The organism is Halomicrobium sp. HArcht1-1, from assembly GCF_058933285.1.
Map to the genome: position 1 here is coordinate 1,645,820 of NZ_JBZYDL010000001.1, position 17,753 is coordinate 1,663,572.

Consider the following 17,753-nt stretch of genomic DNA (forward strand, 5'->3'; position numbering starts at 1 on the left):
GGTGGTCGACTACGCGATGTCTCGGGACGTGTCGATGCTGACCTGTTCGACCAGATCGAGCTTGATCACGTCCGAGGGGGCGCGGCCGCCGCGGAACTTCGGAATCGCCAGCCTGTTCTCGACTTCGTCGCCGGAGACGGTGGTGTCGAGCTGGAAGACGACGTCCGCGAAGTGCTCGGTCGTGTCTCGCAACGACGCGACCTCGCGGCCGTCCAGACAGTGGAGGATGGCGATGCTGCCCGTGTTGACGATGTGTGTCTGCAGGTCGTTCATGAAGGCACGGAACCGGGAGTGTGGTTCCTGAGCCTCTAACACGTCGAGCGGGTCGACGATCAGGTTCGAGGTCTCCGGGAGCGCACTGACCAGTTTGCCCGCGTTGTCCAGCGGCGCTTCGCCCGAGATGTGTCGCACCGTCGGGTCGCCGGTCTCTGCCGGGGTCTGCTCGATACTCGCCTGCACCGCGGTGGCCGTCCGGTCCAGCGAGAGCCAGAGCGTCCCCCGCGTCGCGGTCAACTCGTACAGAAACAGCTCTGCCTGGCTCGCTGGATCCGCCGTCAGGGCCACGATGCTCCCCTCCGGGATTCCCCCATCCAGTTTGCGGTCGAGAACGTCGATCCCCGTCCGCAGACGATTCACCATGCCACTGTGAGACACGTCCCGACACGGATTAAATATTCCGTTCGGCCACCTCGTCGACGACGCGGTCGTACCGCGCAGCCACGGTCCCGTCGGTCAGCGGTGCTGTCACGTCCGGCACGTGGGTAAGCGTCTGGCAGCCAAGCAGCGGTTCCGGCTCGATCCGGCCCGCGCTCCGGGTCACCACCGCACCGAGAACGCGGGTCCCCAGCGTGCGAGCCATGGCCGCGGTCTTCGCTGCGTCTTCGAGACTCTCCGGCGTGGCCGTCGAGACGACGACGACCGCGTCGGCCGCGCGCAACGCGGTCGCCACGACCGGCGACGCGCCGGCTGGCGTATCGACGACGACTGGCCGCGGCGTCGCGGCCAACTGCTCTAGGGTCGCTTCGAGTGCCTCGACGCCGCCACGGCCTGCCGGCAGCACCTCGACGCCGGGCAACTCCACGGCCGAGTGCGTGACTTCGTCGAGGGACGCTCCGTCTTCGTAGGCACCGATACCCGGCCGTGGGCACGCTCCCGCGACGAGGTGCAGGTCCGGCATGTCACAGTCGCCGTCGACGGCGATCGGAGCACGCCCCTCGCCCGCCAGCCCGCGAGCGAGACACGCCGTCGTCGTGGTCTTTCCCGACCCGCCCTTACCGCCTGCGATCGCGAGCATGGCGGGGACTGTCTCGTCATCCGTCTTGAACGCTCGGGACGGTTCGGGAGATTCAAGGCCGTCGCGGCCACGGTACCTATCGATGCGCCAGGACCACATCATCAGCGCCAAACAGCTCTCCCGCCAGGACATCGAGGCGGTGCTGGACCGCGCTGCCGAGATCGCGGCGGATCCGTCGGCCTACGCGGACCGACACGAGGGGTCCCTGCTCGGCCTCCTCTTTTTCGAACCCAGTACTCGGACGAAGATGAGCTTCACAGCGGCGATGAAACGCCTCGGCGGCGACATCGTCGACATGGGCACGGTCGAGTCCTCCAGCGTCAAGAAAGGCGAGTCGCTGGCAGACACCGTCCGCGTCGTCGAGGGCTACGCCGACGCGCTCGTCTTGCGCCACCCCAGCGAGGGCGCGGCCCAGATGGCCAGCGAGTTCGTCGACGCGCCGCTGATCAACGCGGGCGACGGTGCCGGCCAGCACCCGACACAGACGCTCCTTGATCTGTACACGATCCGCGAGAACGCTGGCTTCGACGACCTCTCGATCGGAATCATGGGCGACCTGAAGTACGGCCGCACCGTCCACTCGCTGGCCCACGCCCTGACCGTCTTCGACGCTCGCCAGCACTTCGTCAGCCCCGAGAGCCTGCAACTGCCCCGGTCGGTGCGGTACGACCTCCACGAGTCCGGCGCGGAGGTCCGCGAGCACACCGACCTCGACGACGTGCTGTCGGAACTGGACGTCCTCTACGTCACTCGGATCCAGAAAGAGCGGTTCCCCGACGAGAGCGAGTACCACGAGGTCGCCGGGGAGTACCAGATCGACGCGGCGACGATCCGCGAGCACAACGAGGATCTGACGGTCATGCACCCGCTCCCGCGGGTCGACGAGATCGCTCACGACGTGGACGAACTCGACGGCGCACAGTACTTCCAGCAGGCACACAACGGCGTCCCCGTCCGGATGGCGCTACTGGACATGGTTCTGGAGGAGTCACAATGAGCGACGACCCCGAACTCCGCGTGAGCAAGATCCGCAACGGCACCGTGATCGACCACATTCCCGGCGGCCAGGCGCTGAACGTGCTGGCGATCATCGGCATCGACGGCACCAGCGGCGAGGAGGTCTCGGTCGCGATGAACATCCCCTCGGACCGCCTGGGCAAGAAAGACATCGTGAAAGTCGAGGGCCGTGAACTCTCACAGAACGAGGTCGACGTGCTGTCGCTGATCGCACCCGCCGCGACGATCAACATCGTCCGGAACTTCGACGTGGCCGAGAAACACCGCGTCGAACGCCCCAGCCGCGTCCAGGGCGTCCTGGAGTGTCCGAACCGCAACTGCATCACGACCGAGTCCGAGCCCGTCGACTCGGCGTTCGAGGTGCTCGACGACGGCGTCCGCTGTGAGTACTGCGATACGATCATCCGCGAGGACATCGCCGCCCACATTCTCGTGAGTTAGCACCGTCGCGGTACCCGCGTCCGCCTGCGGTCGAATACCTCCAACTTATTTGCGACACCCTCCACAGTCGTCGGTATGAACTCGCTTCCGGTCGACGGTGTGGCCCCGCTCGCGGTCGGCGGGGCCGCGGTGCTCGCTCTGGCGCTCGTCGCGATCTGGTGGCGTCGACGCGGCGCGTCCGACAGACGCCAGTCGAAACGCGCCCACGACGCGGCCCAGCAGCGCGATCCACCCGTCGAGATCGGCGAATCCTACGACTTCGGGATCACCGACTTCAGCACGCACCACTCCGGCGAGAAGGTCGCCGTCGGCAAGGTCGAGGGGTTCGTCCTCTTCGTCGAGGACATCCCGTCTGGACTTTCCGAAGGCGACGTGATCCGGGCGAAGGTGCTGTCGTTCAACAAGGGCAAGACCTCCGCCGACGCGACGTTCGTCGAACGACGCTGATACCGCTGGCTGATTTTCGATGTCAGAGATATACGCGATACTGATTACGCGACAGCGACGCAACTGGTGAGGGTGAAAAAACGGGAGAAGTTGCGGGAGCGATTTACTCGTCTGCTGCGCCTTCGATCTCGTCCATGATCTCGTCGGCGTCACACCCACCTTTTTCAGCGTCGGGATTCGCTCGCTGCGTCTGCTCACGGGCGCGGAGCGCCCGTTCGCACGGTATGCGGGACCTTCGGTCCCGCACTACTCGCGAACCACTCCTCGAAAAACGTGGGCGAAAAAGGCTGAACCTCGTTACACTCGGTTCAGTGAAACCGCGCCAGAGGCGCGGTACGCTTACTCGTCGGCTGCGCCTTCGATCTCGTCCATGATCTCGTCGGCGTCGACGTCTGCGTCTTCGAGCGCGTCCTCGATGTCAGCGCCGCCAGCGCCGCCCATGCCGCCCATCATGCCGGGCATGCCCATGCCGCCACCGCCGAGCTCTTCCTGCACGATGATGCGGTCGATGTCGAGCAGCTGGGTGAGCTGCTGGGCGATCTGCTGTTTGCCCATCATCCACTGCTGGTTCATCGTCAGCTGGGGCGTCGCCTCGATGTAGAGCGTGTCCTTCTCGACCTCGACGGTCTCGGTCTCGGGTTCGGCGTCCTCGTCGTCCTCGTCGGACTCGACGAGCTGCTCTTCCTCGACGGTCTCGGTCTCGAACCACACGTCGAGCTCCATGTCGAGCATCATCGAGAGGATGCCCTGGGCCTGCTCTTCGCGGTCATCGACCTCGCTGAGGACCTCGTAGTCGTACTCGATGTCCTCGCCGGCCAGCGGGTGGTTGAAGTCGACGCGTGCGCGGCCGCCGATGATCGTCTCGACGTGGCCGTGCTCGCCGTCGACGTCGACGTGTGCGCCGGGGTAGCGGTCGTCTTCCGGGATCTTGTCGGCCGCGACGGTACGGACCTCGCTCTCGTCGTACTCGCCGAAGGCCTCGGTCGCGGGGACGGTGACGGTGCCGGAGTGTCCGACTTCCTCACCGTAGACGTCCTCTTCGACGGCCTCGAACAGGTGGCCCTGGCCGAGCACGATCGTTCGCGGTGCGAACTCCTGGTCCTCGCCGACGCCTTCCTCTTCTGCGACTTCCGGGTCTGTCGTGTCGACGAGGTCGCCGCCCTCGACGGTGCGTGCGGTGTAGGCCATCTCGACGAAGTCGCCCTCTTCGAAGCCCTGGGCTTCCTCTTCATCGGCCGCTGATTCTTCTGCGTCCTGCTCTTCGAGTTCTTCGTCCGCGTCGGCCTCGGATTCGTTACTCATACCCTATCGGTCTGGCGTTGCACTCTTAAGAACAACGTTTCGGCTGCGCGACCGGGGCCGACGGGCCCCGATATCGCGCTCGCTCCCGTCGTTCTCGAATGCATTTTATCCCCTGACGGTCAGTTTCGGGGTATGTACGAGGTCGAACTCAAGGTCGAGACCGATCACGAGCCCGTGCGCGAGCGGCTCGACGCGCTCGGGGCGGCGTTCCTGGGCACCGTCGAACAGGCGGACACCTACTACGACGCCCCCCACAGAGAGTTCGCTGAAACCGACGAGGCGCTGCGGGTGCGTCGCGAGACCGTCGACGGCGAGTCCTCGGCGGTGATGACCTACAAGGGCCCCAAAGTCGACGCGGGGTCGAAGACCCGCGAGGAGATCGAGACCGCCGTCGGCGACGGTGACGACGCGGCGGCGATCTTCGAGTCGGTCGGGTTCGAGGCCGCGGCGACGGTTCGCAAAGAGCGCGATCGGTACCGGCTCGACGGCTACACGGTCACGCTCGACTCGGTCGCGGGCGCGGGCTCGTTCGTCGAGGTCGAGACCGAGGCCGAGGAGATCGACGCCGCGCGCGAGGGCGCGGCCGACCTCATGCGCGACCTCGGACTGGATCCCGACGACCAGATCCGGACCTCGTACCTCGGGCTGTTACTCGACGACGCCGACGGTGATGCGAGAGAGTAATCATATCCGAGGATTTGGTTTCCGCAAGTTATAGAACCGGGGCCATCGAACGCAGTACCAATGACAGATCGGAACATCCACGTGCAGCCGTCTTCTGGGCTGGCAGTCGAGGAACAGGGCGTCGAGATCGTCGAGCGAAAGGGGATCGGTCATCCCGACTCGATCTGTGACGGCGTCGCGGAGACGGTCTCGCGGGCCCTCGCACAGACGTACCTCGACCGCTTCGGAACGGTCCTGCACTACAACACCGACGAGAGCCAGCTCGTCGCCGGGACCGCCGCTCCGGCCTTCGGCGGCGGCGAGGTGCTGGAACCGATCTATCTGCTGATCGTCGGACGGGCGACCAAGACCTACGAGGGCGAGCGCATTCCCGCGGAGACGATCGCGCTCGAAGCGGCGCGGGACTACCTGGAAGCGAACTTCCCGTATCTGGACGTCGGCACCGACATCGTCGTCGACGTTCGTCTCGGCGAGGGCAGCGGCGACCTCCAGGACGTGTTCGGCGACGAGGGGTCCGTACCGATGGCCAACGACACGAGCTACGGCGTCGGGCACGCACCGCTGTCGGAAACTGAACAGATCGTCAAAGCCACCGAGCAACGGCTCAACGGCGAGTACTCGGTCGACCACCCGGAAGTCGGGCAGGACGTGAAAGTGATGGGCAAGCGCGAGGGCGACCACATCGACGTGACCGTCGCCGCGGCGATGGTGGATCGACACATCGAGGACCTCGAAGCGTACAAGGACGCCGTCGCCAGCGTCCGCCGGTACGTCGAAGACCTCGCCACGGAGTTCACCGACCGAGCGGTGACGGTCCACGTCAACACCGCCGACGACTACGACGAGGGGTCGATCTACCTGACGACGACCGGCACCTCCGCCGAGCAGGGCGACGACGGCTCCGTCGGCCGCGGCAACCGCGCGAACGGCCTCATCACTCCGAACCGACCGATGAGCATGGAGGCTACCTCCGGCAAGAATCCGGTCAACCACATCGGAAAGATCTACAACCTCCTCTCGACGGAGATCGCAAAGAGCGTCGTCGACGAGGTCGACGGCATCGAACAGCTCCAGATCCGACTGCTCTCTCAGATCGGCTCGCCGATCGACCAGCCCCACGTCGCCGACGCCGAACTCGTCACCGAGGACGGCGTCACCGTCGCGGACATCGAGGACGAGGTCGAGGCCGCGATCGACGACGAGCTGGCCGACGTGACCAACGTCACCCGGCGCGTCGTCGACGGTGAACTCTCGACGTTCTAAGCGAGAGCCAAAGCGACCATCGGGAGCGCGGCTCTCGGAAATTACGAGCGGGAGAGAGCGGAGGGAATGACACGCGAGCAGCGAGAGCCAAAGCGACCATCGGGAGCGCGGCTCTCGGAAATTGCGAGGCGCGGAGCGACCAGCCTCGAACCGACGCGGGGAACGGAGTGACCCGGGGAGTGCGATCTGATACGGACGGTTGTAGCGATCTACCGGTGAGTGTCGCCACGGGGTAGACGCTCACCGGTACGTAACGACAACGCTCCGTATGAGGCGACATTCCTTTATCCCGGATCGGTCAAGCATCGGTATGCACCCGCCGGGAGCCGACATCGTCCTCGTTCGCCACGGCGAGATCGGGACCAAGAGCGAACAGGTACGCCGATCGATGGAGGAGCGACTGGCGACGAACCTCTCGGCGTTGCTCGCGGATCGCGGCGTCGACGGCTCCGTCGAGCGCGAACGGACGCGGCTGTTCGTCCACACCGACGAGCCCAGCGCCGCCGTCGAGGCCGCGACAGACACCTTCGGCGTCGTCTCTGCGAGCGCCGCCGTCCGCACCGAGCCGACGCTCGATGCCATCTGTGAGGGGCTGGCAGAGATCGCACGTGAGCGATTCGACGGTGGCACCTTCGCGGTCGACGCTCGCCGGGCCGGCCAGCAGTCTGCCCACGACTTCTCCAGCGAGGACATCGAGTCCGACGGCGGCGCTGCCGTGTGGGCCGCGATCGAAGCGGCAGGCGGCGATCCGGCGGTCGACCTCGACGAGCCGGACCTGACGTTCCACGTCGAGTGTCGTCGGGAGGTCGCGTACCTGTTTCTCGACAAGCAGGCGGGTCCCGGCGGGCTCCCCGTCGGGACCCAGGAACCCGTCGTCGTCTTGCTCTCTGGGGGGATCGACTCTCCCGTCGCGGCCTGGAAGCTGCTCAAGCGCGGCTGTCCCGTCGTGCCGGTGTACGTCGACCTCGGAGCGTACGGCGGCCCGGACCACCGCGCGCGAGCCCTCTCGACCGCCGAGACGCTCGCCAGCTACGTCCCGAACTTCGACCGCTCGGTGCGAATCGCCGACGGTGGGGATGTCGTGGAACGGCTCTCAGCGGAGTTGGACGCACGGCGGATGCTCGCCCTGCGGCGGTTCATGCTCGCCGTCGGAGCCCGGATCGCCGAGCGTACCGACGCCGTCGGCGTGGCGACCGGCGAGGCGATCGGACAGAAGTCGAGCCAGACGAGCGCCAACCTCGCGGTGACGGACGCGGCGGTCGACTGTCCAGTCTTCCGGCCGAACCTGACCGCCGACAAGGCCGATATCACGCAGCTAGCCCGCGAGATCGGAACCTTCGAGGCGTCGACGATCCCGACCGGCTGTAACCGCGTCGCGCCGTCGCTGCCCGAGACGAACGCCGACCTGCACGCCCTCCGCGAGCGCGAACCTGACGACCTGTTCGAGCGTGCGAGGGCCGTCGCCGAGCGTGCCGAGGTCGTCGCCCGCGACCGCTGAGAGCGAAACCACTATCCCCGGCGACCGTCTCGGACAGCACGATGGCGCGAGTGTGTCTCGTCGGCTCCGAGGACTGCAACCTCCGGTACGAACTGCTCTCGCGCGAGACCGCACGGGAAGCGCTGGCGACCTACGACATTCGCGAGCCGTTCGCCAACGCCCTGGCCGTCGAGACCGTCAGCCTGGGGGCCGCGGTGGCGCTTTGCAACGACCTCAACTGGTATCTCGTTCGCTTCACCGACGCCGCGATGGTGCTCGAACCGTCGGTCAGCGAGACGGAGTGGCTCTCGCGGTCGCTGGCGACGGCGATGCGCGACGACGCCGTCGACGAGGACGAACGCGACCGGTTCCTGAAGGTGTACGGCGTCGAGTCGCCCGAGGACGACGACGCTGAACCCCGACTCGTCGAGCCGATGCTGGTGACGCGGACCGGCGATTCGATCCCGGAGTACGATCTGCGTGCGGTCGACGAGACGGTCGTCGTCAGGGTGTCGAGAGACGAGTTCGGTGCCTGAGACTGCCGGTGACCGTCAGCGGACCCACTCGCTGATCTGGAGCAGCGACCGCTCTCCGTCGAGGGCGACGTACCACGCGTCGTCGTTCGGGTGGGGGAGCTGTTCGCCCTCGGACAGGCGATCCCGGAGCGCCGACAGCGCCGTCGACGCCGGGGCACACTCCTCGTAGCGGCCGTCGATCGCGGCGGTGAGGATCGACCGTTGCGCTTCGGGCACGTCGTCGAGCGCGACGAGATACCGCTCGGCGGCGAACGAACGGAGCGCGGACTCGTCTGTGGCGACCCGTTCGAGGGTGTACTCGAAGGTACGCCGCTCTTTGGTCTCCTCGGAGTCGCCGGCCACGTCGACGCGCATCGTCCGGTCTCGCCACCGGACCCAGGTCCGATTCCCGACGAGCCGCGAGTCCGTCCCGCCGTCGGGGTAGGGTGCCGGGAACGCTCGAATCGAGAGCTGTCGCTGCGGGAGCCCGTCTCCATCACCCTCTGATTCGGGATTCAGTACTGCCGATTCGAGCGCGGCCTGGTCAGATTCGGGTAGCTCCTCGAAGTGGACGACCGTCGCGCCCTCGGGCGCGGTCTGTCCCGCTTCCCAGGACACGTCCATCTCGTAGGCCGGAATCGCGTCGACGGCGACGATCTCGGACGCCGTCCGGTAGAATTCGCCGTCGTGGCGTACGATCACGCCGTCGCGCAGCGGTCCAGAGCCGTCGGTCGTGTACGCCGCAGGCCCGTCGCTGGCTGCCCGTTCGACGATCAAACGCTCCGTCTCGTTCAGGCTGACCGGGAGGTCGTCGGCCGGTGCGTACGGCCCGGTCGTGAGGACGATGCCCGACGTACAGTCGGCCGTCTCGGATCCGTTCGGGCTCGAAGTCGGCGAGCGCTGATCCGGGCGGTCGCTCTCGGGATCGGCCCCGACACAGCCGGCCGCGAGCAGCGAGGCGCTGGCTGCGAGGACGCGGCGGCGAGATCGTTGCATACCCGTCTCTGCCGGCCGTACTGATAAACTCCTTGTGGAGGCTCAAAACGCGGTCGAGGCGACTTCGGACGGTGCTATCATGACCATCGAAATTCGATGCACACCCGATCGCACAGCAGTGCGATCGGTGTGTCCAGCGTTGCAACCGGTACGCTACTCGTCGAACATCCCCGTCGACATGTAGCGCTCGCCGCTGTCCCAGTAGACGGTCACGACGAGCGGGTCCGCGACGCCCTCGTCGAGCAACTCGGCGGCCTTCTCTCTGGCGGCGAGATTCGACGCCCCGGAGGACTGGCCCACGAGGATCCCCTCCTCGCGGGCCAGGCGGCGACACTCGGCTTCGGCGTCGGCGAGTTCGACCGTCGTCACCGAATCGAGCAAGTCCACGTCGAGGTTCGGGCTGACGAACCCCGGTCCCATCCCCTGGAAGCTGTCCTCGCCGGTCCCGGGCTCTTGCCCCGAGAGGACGGCGTTGTCGGCCGGTTCGACGCCGACGATGTCCACGTCCGGGAACGCCTCGCGGAGCCGACGGCCGACCCCGGTGATGGTTCCGCCCGTGCCGATGCCGGCGACGAAGGCGTCGACCGTCCGGTCGCCGACCTGTTCGACGATCTCCGGGCCCGTCGTCTCGTAGTGTGCCCGCGGGTTGGCCTCGTTCTCGAACTGCCGGAGCTGGACGTACCCCTCCTCGGCTTCGAGTTCGTCGGCCCGGTCTTTCGCGGCGGAGATGTCGCCGTCGACGAGTTCGATCTCCGCGCCGTAGGCGTTCATTATCTGGCGGCGCTCGGGCGACTTCGAGCCCGGCATCACGAGGCACACGTCGTACCCCTTGGCCGCGCCGGCCATCGCGAGTCCGATCCCCGTGTTGCCACTCGTCGGCTCGACGAGCGCGTCGCCGTCGCTCAGTTCGCCGGCTTCCTCGGCGGCCTCGATCATGAACCGCGCCGGGCGGTCCTTCGCGGAGCCGCCGGGGTTGAACGACTCGACCTTGGCTGCGACCGTCGCGCCCTCGGGTGCCGCGACCGAGACGAGCGGCGACCCCAGCGTCTCCAGGATTGTCTCGTTCATTACCGCCATCTTGAGGGTCCCCGGTTAAAACCCTCCCCGTCACCAGCATGGCGTGCCGTTACCGGTGACGACCGAGAGAGCGCGAGCGTTAAGCGACTCCGGGCGCTACTCCGGGGTATGCCACTGACAACGATGGAGCCCAACCCCGTCTGGTCGGAGGGGGCCTACGAGGACACCGTCGACGTACTTGCCGAGCACCGCGACGAACTGGTCTACAAGGTCTGGGGCGGCGACTGGTGCAAGGACTGCCGCTCGCAACTGCCCGACTTCGGCGCGGCGTTAGACGCCGCCGAGGTCCCCGAAGCGAACGTCGTCCACCACGAGACCGAGAAGGAAGACGACGGCTCGAAGACCGGTCCCGGCGTCGAGGAGTACGGGATCGAGTACATCCCGACCGTGGTCGTGGAGCGCGTGCCGGAAGGCACGGACAGCGCGAGCGGCGGCGAGGAGATCGCCCGCTTCGTCGAGGACGCGGACGTACCGATCGCCGTCTCTCTCGCAGAGGAGATCCAGGCGGTACTCGACTGATACTGCCGGCTGTCACTGTTTCGAGACACTCGCGACCCCGTGGTCGCGAAATTCACTCGTCGCTCCGGCTCTGGTGCCACCAGTAGAGCACGCCGACACCGGCGAGCGCGGCGACACCGACGGCAACCAGCACACTGGCGAGGGGCCACTGGCCGAGGACGAGACCGTACAGCGCGCCGAGGCTGACGGCGGCGAGCCCGAACTGTGAAAGCACCAGCGCGGCGACGAACGCCCAGAACGTCCCCCGCGAGACGTCACCGACCGTCGCCGCCGTCACGTCCGGCGACGCCTCGTCTTCGGTCAGCAGTGAGAACGGGTCGAGCACGCTACGCACCGCTCGAACGCGGCCACGCCGACGGACGCCACACGGCGACGGTGCGTCGTCTCACGCCTGCTCTGTCGCCCAGTCGAGCGCGTCTCGCAGGTGGTGTTGTGGCGGCGAACACGTGAACTGTCGGCAGGCGTAGACGGTCGCCTCGCCGTCCCGTTCCGTCCGGTCGGCCCAGATCGGCGGGACCTCCTCCAGCCCCAGCACGTCGAGCCACGCGTCGAGATCGTCGTCGCTGGGCGGCCGCCACGCGAGCAGCCGGTCCGGGAGGTACGTCTCGGCCAGCGTCGTTCGCCACTCTGCCGGGACCTCGTCGGCGACCAGCGTGAGTTCGAGATCGCCCCGACGATAGCGGTCGGCCGCGACGACCAGCGAGGCGTGTTGCATCGGGTTCGCCTCGATCTTGTTGGCGTGTGTCTCCAGGACGCCCGCCGCGATCGTCTCGAAGCGGTCGTGCGGGACGAACGCCGACAGCGAGAGCAGCGCCTGGACCGCGACGCCGCTGCTGGACGGCGTCGACTGGTCGGTGAGCTCCTGTGGGCGAGCCACCAGCGACTCGCCGCTGGTCGGTGTGAAGTACAGCGTGGCGTCCGTCTCGTCCCAGAACTCTCGCTCGATGGCGCGGGCCAGCGACAGCGCGAACGCGAGGTGTTCGACGTCGCCGGTCGCCTCGAACAGCGTCAGCGCGCCCCGACCGAGGAAGGCGTAGTCTTCGAGGTAGCCGTCGATGGCCACGTCGCCGTCCTTGTACCGGCGTGCGAGCCGTTGCTCGCTCTCGTCCCAGAGGTGTTCGCGGACGAACGCGAGGGCGTCGGCGGCCGGTTCCGGATCCACGTCGTCGAGGACCATCGCGCCCTCGGCCAGCGCCGTGATCATCAGTCCGTTCCAGCCCGCGAGCACCTTCTCGTCGCGTGCGGGGCGGGGGCGCTCCTCACGGGCTTCGAAGACCTGCTCGCGTGCGCTCGCCAGGTTGCGCTCGACCTCGCTCGCTTCGAGCCCGCTGGACTCGCTCAGGGCCTCGATGGAGGCGTCGACGGTCAGCACCGTCTTGCCCTCGAAGTTGCCCGACTCGGTGATCCCGAAGCGGTCACACAGCAGGTCGGCCGCCGTCTCGTCGTCGACGGCCGCGCGGATCTCCTCGGGGGTCCAGACGAAGTACGCGCCCTCTTCGGGCTCGGCGTCCGCGTCATCGCGACGGCTGGCGGGCGGCACGCTCTGTGCGTCGAGCGTGCTGAAGAAGCCACCGTCCTCGTGTGTGAGTTCGCGCTCGACGAAGGTGAACGTCTCGCGTGCGATCTCGGCGTACCGCTCGTCGCCGGTGAGCTGGTAGCCAGCGAGGTACGCTCGCGGAAGCGTCGCGTTGTCGTAGAGCATCTTTTCGAAGTGGGGGACGACCCACTCCCGGTCCGTACAGTAGCGGTGGAAGCCGCCGCCGACGTGGTCGAAGAGCCCGCCGTCGCCCATCGCATCGAGCGTCTCGGTGACGACCGCGCGCACGTCGTCGCGGTCCGAACGGGCGACCTCGCGCATGAGGTAGTGGAGTCGTCCCGGCTGTGGGAACTTCGGGCCGTTCCCCCAGCCGCCGTGTTCGCGGTCCGCGGCCCGAATCGCGGCGTCGACGGCCGCCTGCAGCGCCTCGTCGTCGGGCACGTCGCCCGGCTGTCCCACGTCGCCCACGTCGCCCTCGATGGCGTCGGTCCACTGCCGGGCACGGTTGTACATCTCCTCGCGTTGCTCCGAATCGGACCACGAGCCCGCGATGTCTTCGAGCAGCTGGCCGAACGCCGGCATCCCGCGGCGCTCCTCTGGCGGGAAGTAGGTCCCCACGTAGAACGGTTCGCCCTCGGGAGTGAGCCACGCCGACAGCGGCCAGCCACCGCGGCCGGTCACCTGCTGGCAGATGCTCATGTAGATGGCGTCGAGGTCCGGGCGCTCCTCGCGGTCGACCTTGATCGGGACGAAGTGTTCGTTGAGTAGCGCCGCCGTCTCGGGGTCGGAGAAGCTCTCGTCTTCCATGACGTGACACCAGTGACACGCCGAGTACCCGATCGAGAGGAAGATCGGCGCGTCGTGCTCGCTGGCGGCTTCGAGTGCCTGTTCGTCCCACGGCTGCCAGTTGACGGGGTTGTCCGCGTGCTGGCGGAGATAGGGGCTCTCCGCCTCGTCGAGGCGGTTCCGGTCCGTCGGGCCCGAGTCGCTGCTCATAGCCGACCGTCCGGGTGGCAGACGGGAAAGCCTGTCCGTCTCAGCGATCGCCGACCGACGTTCCAGTTCGGTCCGGGTGGTCGTCAGATACCTTCGGACGGCTAGCGATACCGACGAGACGGTGCGATCGACGGCCGACTACCTTCGTCTGGAGTCGGGGAACTGACCGGTTAGTGGCGGACTTCTCGGCCGTACACGACTCATTACGAAATCGATACGCCGAGAGATGTCGCTACCGATGAGCCCAACAGACGACGCGACCGACGAGAACGGCGTCGACCGCCGACGCGTGCTGAAGACGATCGGGGCGGCGACTGCGGGTCTGCTCGCCGCCAGCGGCACTGCAGCGGCACACGAGACCCAGTTCGAGGGCTGTGATCGCGTCTGTACGGGGACGGACGGGAGCTTCGCCGTCGTCGCCGTCGACGGGACCTTCACCTGTCGACCGATGACGGCGACGAGCGGCGTCGACGTGCCCTGGAGCTGGCAGAGCTACTGTTACGAGGCGTCGGCCGACGAGACGATCGTCGGGCTGCTGGAAGAGAACGTCGTTCGGGGCGGAACTACCGATTCGAACGGCTCGTGTAGCCTCTGTATCAACCCCAACGACTGCGCCGCGGCGGCCTACGACAGCGTCGACGACATCGTCGCGGCCCTGGACCAGAACGACGCCTGTGGCGTGTGCGCCGGACACGTCGAGGCAGGGAGCGACTGTACGACGTACGCGGTCGACGGCGACGGCGGAGACGGCTCGGACGGCGACGACACCGGTAGTGGTACCGACGGCGACGGCGGTGACGGTGGCGAAGGGAGTGACGGGACAGACGGCGACGGCGATCCAGACGACGGTAGTGAGACGGGGGACGACAGCTCGGACGGAGACGACCCAGACGACGGTGATGTGGACGATGGCGACGGCGAAGACGGCGATGATGCGGGCGATAGCGACGAGGACGACGAAGACGATGGCGACGATGGCGGCGATGACGACGGCGACGAGGACGACAATGACGACGAAGACGACGAAAACGACGGCGGCGATGACGACTACGATACGAACGAGCACTACGCGGACGACCGAGAGCTCTGGCGCAGCGACCTCGTGGACGACGGCTCGGACGACGGGCCGGCGTGGGAGTGTGAGAACACGACCGAGAATCCGACCGCGATGGAGCTGTGGTACGATCGAGACGACACGCCGGTCGATCCCGCAGACAGAGAACGCTGCGGATCGGAGGCCGACGAGGACGACGACCTGCTGACGGCGATGCAGCGGTGGCTCGCTCGTGACGACACGCCCGACAGCCTGGACTGATACTGCCGGCTGTCACTGTTGCAAGCGATTCGCGACCACGGGGTCGCAACATTCGTGACAGATGTACAGCCGGCAGCCTGAGACGCAGTCTCGTCGGTCCGTACCGGTCGATCGAACGACGACGACCACAGGTGTGTGCGGGAAGACGGCCGTGAGACGGACTGAACGGCCGCCGACGCGAGGGGAAAGGCAAGGTTTAGGCCCCTGCCAGTCGCCCCCTCAGGTATGACAGAGACCGTGGTGCTGATCGGTGGCGGGGGCCGCGAGCACGCGATCGCCCGCTCGCTGGCCGACTCGGATGCCCGACTGTACGCGTGTGCCGGCAACAGGAACCCCGGAATCGCGGCGCTGGCCGACGGGTTCGAGACGCTCGACACGACGAACCCGACGGCGGTCCGGACCTACGCCAACGAGGTCGACGCGACGCTCGCGGTGATCGGTCCCGAGAACGCACTCGAAGCCGGCGTCGCCGACGCGCTCGACGAGGCGGGCGTGTACACGTTCGGTCCCCGACAGGACGCGGCCCGCATCGAGACGGACAAGGCCTTCCAGCGGCGGTTCATGCGGGAACACGACATTCCGGGCTGTCCCGACTTCGAGACGTTCGACGACATGGCTGCCGCCTGCGAGTACATCGACGACTACGACGGCGACCTCGCGGTCAAGCCGGCCGGGCTCACCGGCGGCAAGGGCGTCCGAGTCATCGGCGATCAGGTCACCGCCGAGGAGGCAAAAGCGCACCTCCGGAGTGCGGACTACGACCGCGTCGTCCTCGAAGAGCGCCTCGTCGGCGAGGAGTTCACCGTCCAGGGGTTCGTCGCCAACGGCCAGCTCCGTGTCACACCCGCCGTACAGGACCACAAGCGCGCCTACGAGGGCGACGAGGGTCCCAACACCGGCGGCATGGGGAGCTACTCCGACGCCGGCCTGGAGCTGCCCTTCATGTCGGAAGACGACTACATGGAGGCCGTCGACGTGCTCCGGGCGGTCGTCGACGCGCTGGACGACTACAAGGGCGTCCTGTACGGTCAGTTCATGCTCACCGCCGACGGGATCAAGGTCGTCGAGTTCAACGCTCGCTTCGGCGATCCCGAGGCGATGAACACGCTGCCGGTGTTGAACACCGACTTCCTCGACGTGCTGACGGCGGCCCGCGAGGACGAGCCCCTGCCACAGCTCTCTTTCGCTCCGCAGGCGACGGTCTGTAAATACGCCGTCCCCGAGGGCTACCCGACCGAGCCGGCCGCGGGCGCGAAGGTGACGATCGACGAGGACAGCGCCGGTGACGCGCTCCTGTTCTACGCCAGCGTCGACGAGCGCGAGGACGGCATCTACACGACGACCTCTCGGTCGTTCGCCGTCGTCGGCCTGGCGGAGACGATCACCGAGGCCGAAGAGATCGCGGAGGCGGCCCTCGACGCTGCCGGCGAAGAGGGACTGCGGATGCGCCACGACATCGGCAAGCCCGACCTCGTCCAGCAGCGGATCGATCACGTGGACGAACTGCGCGGCGAGTAACGCGGCCCGAGATCGATCGGATCGGCCTCGACGACGCGGGTTTTTAGACGGCTCCTGACGAACGGTCGGTCGTGACTGGGCCACGACGACACGACCGCCTCGACCGGACGGCGACACCGGGACCGCACAACTCCCTGCACCACTGGCCGTCGGCCAAGCACCCACTCAGGCTGGTGGTGAACTTCCTCGTCGTCTGGACCCTGCGGTACTCTCCGAGCCTCGCGCTCAAGCGGTGGCTGCTCCGTCGGCTCGGTGCGACGGTCGGCGAGGGCGTCTCGCTGGCGCTGACGGCCACCCCCGACGTGTTCTGGCCCGAGCTGCTGACGATCGAGGACCACGCGGTCGTCGGCTACGACGCCACGCTGCTGTGTCACGAGTTCCTCCGAGACGAGTATCGGACCGGCGAGGTCGTCGTCGGCGAGGGCGCGATGATCGGCGCGGGAGCGATCGTCCTCCCCGGCGTCGAGATCGGTCACGACGCCAAGGTCGGTGCCAACGCCGTCGTCACGGCAGACGTGCCGCCGGAGACGACGGTCGTCGGTGCGCCGGCCGAGCCGGTCGGCGAGGACGACACCGACAGCACCCTTTAGCCCTCGGGGACCATACGCTCGGTCGTGTGTACGCTCGTCTTCGCCTGGCAGGTCTTCGAACAGCCACTCGTTGTCGCCGCCAACCGTGACGAACGGCTCGACCGGGAGTCGAACCCTCCTGCCGTCCACGACTGGCGCACACGCGTCGTCGCACCGACTGACGCGGAAGCTGGCGGCACGTGGATCGGCTACAACGAGCACGGCGTCTTCGTCGCGATCACGAACCGCTGGACGGACGCCGACCTCGCGGGCGAGCGCTCTCGGGGCCTGCTCGTGCGCGACGCGCTGGGCGAGCGATCCGCGGAGGACGCCGCTCGGCTCGTCGAGCGCGCCGTCGACGCCGACGAGTACCAGGGGTTCAACCTCGTCGTCGCCGACGCGTCGGCGGCCGTCTACACCGAGTGGGACGGGACGCTCTCGGTTCGCACGCTGAGCCCCGGCGTCCACGTGGTCGTCAACGTCGGTGCCGACGGCGACTACCGGATGCCCGACGATCGACGGGCGGCGGCACAGCGTCAGGCCGACAGCGCCGGCCGACTCGTCCAGACCCTCCAGCCAGAGCCAGACGAGAACGGGGGCTCGTGGCTCGACCGCGCAGCCGAGACGATCGCGGACCACGACTACGGCGTCTGCGTCCACGGTGAGGGGTTCGGCACCCGCTCGTCGTCGCTCGTCGTCCTCGGGGACGAGCGGTGGTTCCGCTACGCCGACGGACCGCCCTGTGAGACTGCGTATCGTCCGGTCGAAGGTCAGGTTTAAGCGGCC

Annotated in this window: 19 protein-coding genes; 12 read left to right on the forward strand and 7 right to left on the reverse strand. The window is 67.5% G+C overall.

The genetic code is table 11. From position 1 onward, the window contains the following. Positions 1-9: 9 nt before the first annotated feature. Complete coding sequence (locus AC5FRZ_RS08620) at positions 10-639, reverse strand: RAD55 family ATPase (RefSeq protein WP_015763253.1); 630 nt, start codon at positions 637-639, stop codon at positions 10-12. 28 nt (positions 640-667) lie between these two features. Further along, the gene (locus tag AC5FRZ_RS08625) at positions 668-1,294 is read right to left on the reverse strand and encodes a MinD/ParA family ATP-binding protein (protein WP_493564383.1); all 627 of its coding nucleotides are present in this window, start codon (positions 1,292-1,294) and stop codon (positions 668-670) included. A gap of 82 nt (positions 1,295-1,376) precedes the next feature. Between AC5FRZ_RS08625 and pyrB the strand changes: the two genes are divergently transcribed. The 3 genes from pyrB to AC5FRZ_RS08640 all read left to right on the forward strand — a co-directional run bounded on the left by pyrB (position 1,377) and on the right by AC5FRZ_RS08640 (position 3,199). Further along, on the forward strand, positions 1,377-2,291 hold the full coding sequence (gene pyrB, locus AC5FRZ_RS08630; RefSeq protein WP_170094281.1) for an aspartate carbamoyltransferase: 915 nt from the start codon (positions 1,377-1,379) through the stop codon (positions 2,289-2,291). After that, positions 2,288-2,752 carry an aspartate carbamoyltransferase regulatory subunit gene (pyrI, locus tag AC5FRZ_RS08635; protein WP_153553300.1) on the forward strand — a complete coding sequence of 155 codons (465 nt, stop codon included), beginning with the start codon at positions 2,288-2,290 and terminating at the stop codon, positions 2,750-2,752. Before pyrB ends, pyrI begins: the two co-directional genes overlap by 4 nt. A 75-nt stretch (positions 2,753-2,827) precedes the next feature. Continuing rightward, positions 2,828-3,199 (forward strand): TRAM domain-containing protein, encoded by a 372-nt coding sequence (locus AC5FRZ_RS08640; protein WP_372478979.1) that lies wholly within the window; start codon positions 2,828-2,830, stop codon positions 3,197-3,199. A gap of 339 nt (positions 3,200-3,538) precedes the next feature. Here the strand turns inward: AC5FRZ_RS08640 and AC5FRZ_RS08645 are convergent, their stop codons facing one another. Further along, positions 3,539-4,501, reverse strand: a complete 963-nt coding sequence (locus AC5FRZ_RS08645) for an FKBP-type peptidyl-prolyl cis-trans isomerase (protein WP_170094283.1) — start codon at positions 4,499-4,501, stop codon at positions 3,539-3,541. Between the two features lie 132 nt (positions 4,502-4,633). Here AC5FRZ_RS08645 and cyaB point away from each other — a divergent pair, with 132 nt between their 5' ends. The 4 genes from cyaB (at position 4,634) to AC5FRZ_RS08665 (ending at position 8,461) form a co-directional block, all read left to right on the forward strand. After that, positions 4,634-5,185 carry a class IV adenylate cyclase gene (gene cyaB, locus AC5FRZ_RS08650; RefSeq protein WP_493564384.1) on the forward strand — a complete coding sequence of 184 codons (552 nt, stop codon included), beginning with the start codon at positions 4,634-4,636 and terminating at the stop codon, positions 5,183-5,185. A gap of 60 nt (positions 5,186-5,245) precedes the next feature. Beyond that, the gene (locus tag AC5FRZ_RS08655; protein ID WP_493564385.1) at positions 5,246-6,448 is read left to right on the forward strand and encodes a methionine adenosyltransferase; all 1,203 of its coding nucleotides are present in this window, start codon (positions 5,246-5,248) and stop codon (positions 6,446-6,448) included. A gap of 310 nt (positions 6,449-6,758) precedes the next feature. Further along, positions 6,759-7,946 (forward strand): tRNA sulfurtransferase, encoded by a 1,188-nt coding sequence (locus tag AC5FRZ_RS08660; RefSeq protein WP_493564386.1) that lies wholly within the window; start codon positions 6,759-6,761, stop codon positions 7,944-7,946. A 41-nt stretch (positions 7,947-7,987) separates the two neighbouring features. Beyond that, positions 7,988-8,461, forward strand: a complete 474-nt coding sequence (locus tag AC5FRZ_RS08665) for a DUF5804 family protein (protein WP_170094287.1) — start codon at positions 7,988-7,990, stop codon at positions 8,459-8,461. 15 nt (positions 8,462-8,476) lie between these two features. On the opposite strand, the gene AC5FRZ_RS08670 is transcribed toward AC5FRZ_RS08665, so the two are convergent. Beyond that, complete coding sequence (locus tag AC5FRZ_RS08670; protein WP_493564387.1) at positions 8,477-9,436, reverse strand: hypothetical protein; 960 nt, start codon at positions 9,434-9,436, stop codon at positions 8,477-8,479. A gap of 153 nt (positions 9,437-9,589) precedes the next feature. Then, positions 9,590-10,504 (reverse strand): PLP-dependent cysteine synthase family protein, encoded by a 915-nt coding sequence (locus AC5FRZ_RS08675; RefSeq protein WP_493564388.1) that lies wholly within the window; start codon positions 10,502-10,504, stop codon positions 9,590-9,592. 117 nt (positions 10,505-10,621) lie between these two features. Between AC5FRZ_RS08675 and AC5FRZ_RS08680 the strand changes: the two genes are divergently transcribed. Beyond that, the gene (locus AC5FRZ_RS08680; RefSeq protein WP_170094290.1) at positions 10,622-11,032 is read left to right on the forward strand and encodes a thioredoxin family protein; all 411 of its coding nucleotides are present in this window, start codon (positions 10,622-10,624) and stop codon (positions 11,030-11,032) included. A 52-nt stretch (positions 11,033-11,084) separates the two neighbouring features. On the opposite strand, the gene AC5FRZ_RS08685 is transcribed toward AC5FRZ_RS08680, so the two are convergent. Both AC5FRZ_RS08685 and AC5FRZ_RS08690 read right to left on the reverse strand, forming a co-directional pair. Beyond that, positions 11,085-11,366: a DUF7322 domain-containing protein gene (locus AC5FRZ_RS08685; protein WP_493564389.1), complete on the reverse strand. Its 282-nt coding sequence runs from the start codon at positions 11,364-11,366 to the stop codon at positions 11,085-11,087. A gap of 51 nt (positions 11,367-11,417) precedes the next feature. Next, the gene (locus AC5FRZ_RS08690) at positions 11,418-13,565 is read right to left on the reverse strand and encodes a thioredoxin domain-containing protein (protein ID WP_493564390.1); all 2,148 of its coding nucleotides are present in this window, start codon (positions 13,563-13,565) and stop codon (positions 11,418-11,420) included. A 238-nt stretch (positions 13,566-13,803) separates the two neighbouring features. On the opposite strand from AC5FRZ_RS08690, the gene AC5FRZ_RS08695 reads away from it, so the two are divergent. The 4 genes from AC5FRZ_RS08695 to AC5FRZ_RS08710 all read left to right on the forward strand — a co-directional run bounded on the left by AC5FRZ_RS08695 (position 13,804) and on the right by AC5FRZ_RS08710 (position 17,747). Further along, on the forward strand, positions 13,804-14,880 hold the full coding sequence (locus tag AC5FRZ_RS08695; RefSeq protein ID WP_493564391.1) for a hypothetical protein: 1,077 nt from the start codon (positions 13,804-13,806) through the stop codon (positions 14,878-14,880). 225 nt (positions 14,881-15,105) lie between these two features. Then, on the forward strand, positions 15,106-16,398 hold the full coding sequence (purD, locus tag AC5FRZ_RS08700) for a phosphoribosylamine--glycine ligase (RefSeq protein ID WP_493564392.1): 1,293 nt from the start codon (positions 15,106-15,108) through the stop codon (positions 16,396-16,398). 71 nt (positions 16,399-16,469) lie between these two features. Then, positions 16,470-16,988, forward strand: a complete 519-nt coding sequence (locus tag AC5FRZ_RS08705) for an acyltransferase (RefSeq protein WP_170094295.1) — start codon at positions 16,470-16,472, stop codon at positions 16,986-16,988. Positions 16,989-17,012: 24 nt separating this feature from the next. Next, the gene (locus tag AC5FRZ_RS08710) at positions 17,013-17,747 is read left to right on the forward strand and encodes an NRDE family protein (protein WP_372478968.1); all 735 of its coding nucleotides are present in this window, start codon (positions 17,013-17,015) and stop codon (positions 17,745-17,747) included. Positions 17,748-17,753 lie beyond the last annotated feature (6 nt).

Bases quoted from the DNA above. Each gene is read 5' to 3' on its own strand.
- AC5FRZ_RS08675 (WP_493564388.1), bottom strand. From the start codon at position 10,504: ATGAACGAGACAATCCTGGAGACGCTGGGGTCGCCGCTCGTCTCGGTC.
- AC5FRZ_RS08645 (WP_170094283.1), bottom strand. From the start codon at position 4,501: ATGAGTAACGAATCCGAGGCCGACGCGGACGAAGAACTCGAAGAGCAG.
- AC5FRZ_RS08695 (WP_493564391.1), top strand. From the start codon at position 13,804: ATGAGCCCAACAGACGACGCGACCGACGAGAACGGCGTCGACCGCCGA.
- AC5FRZ_RS08665 (WP_170094287.1), top strand. From the start codon at position 7,988: ATGGCGCGAGTGTGTCTCGTCGGCTCCGAGGACTGCAACCTCCGGTAC.
- AC5FRZ_RS08640 (WP_372478979.1), top strand. From the start codon at position 2,828: ATGAACTCGCTTCCGGTCGACGGTGTGGCCCCGCTCGCGGTCGGCGGG.
- AC5FRZ_RS08680 (WP_170094290.1), top strand. From the start codon at position 10,622: ATGCCACTGACAACGATGGAGCCCAACCCCGTCTGGTCGGAGGGGGCC.
- AC5FRZ_RS08655 (WP_493564385.1), top strand. From the start codon at position 5,246: ATGACAGATCGGAACATCCACGTGCAGCCGTCTTCTGGGCTGGCAGTC.
- AC5FRZ_RS08660 (WP_493564386.1), top strand. From the start codon at position 6,759: ATGCACCCGCCGGGAGCCGACATCGTCCTCGTTCGCCACGGCGAGATC.
- AC5FRZ_RS08620 (WP_015763253.1), bottom strand. From the start codon at position 639: ATGGTGAATCGTCTGCGGACGGGGATCGACGTTCTCGACCGCAAACTG.
- pyrI (WP_153553300.1), top strand. From the start codon at position 2,288: ATGAGCGACGACCCCGAACTCCGCGTGAGCAAGATCCGCAACGGCACC.
- pyrB (WP_170094281.1), top strand. From the start codon at position 1,377: ATGCGCCAGGACCACATCATCAGCGCCAAACAGCTCTCCCGCCAGGAC.
- AC5FRZ_RS08690 (WP_493564390.1), bottom strand. From the start codon at position 13,565: ATGAGCAGCGACTCGGGCCCGACGGACCGGAACCGCCTCGACGAGGCG.
- cyaB (WP_493564384.1), top strand. From the start codon at position 4,634: ATGTACGAGGTCGAACTCAAGGTCGAGACCGATCACGAGCCCGTGCGC.
- purD (WP_493564392.1), top strand. From the start codon at position 15,106: ATGACAGAGACCGTGGTGCTGATCGGTGGCGGGGGCCGCGAGCACGCG.
- AC5FRZ_RS08670 (WP_493564387.1), bottom strand. From the start codon at position 9,436: ATGCAACGATCTCGCCGCCGCGTCCTCGCAGCCAGCGCCTCGCTGCTC.
- AC5FRZ_RS08625 (WP_493564383.1), bottom strand. From the start codon at position 1,294: ATGCTCGCGATCGCAGGCGGTAAGGGCGGGTCGGGAAAGACCACGACG.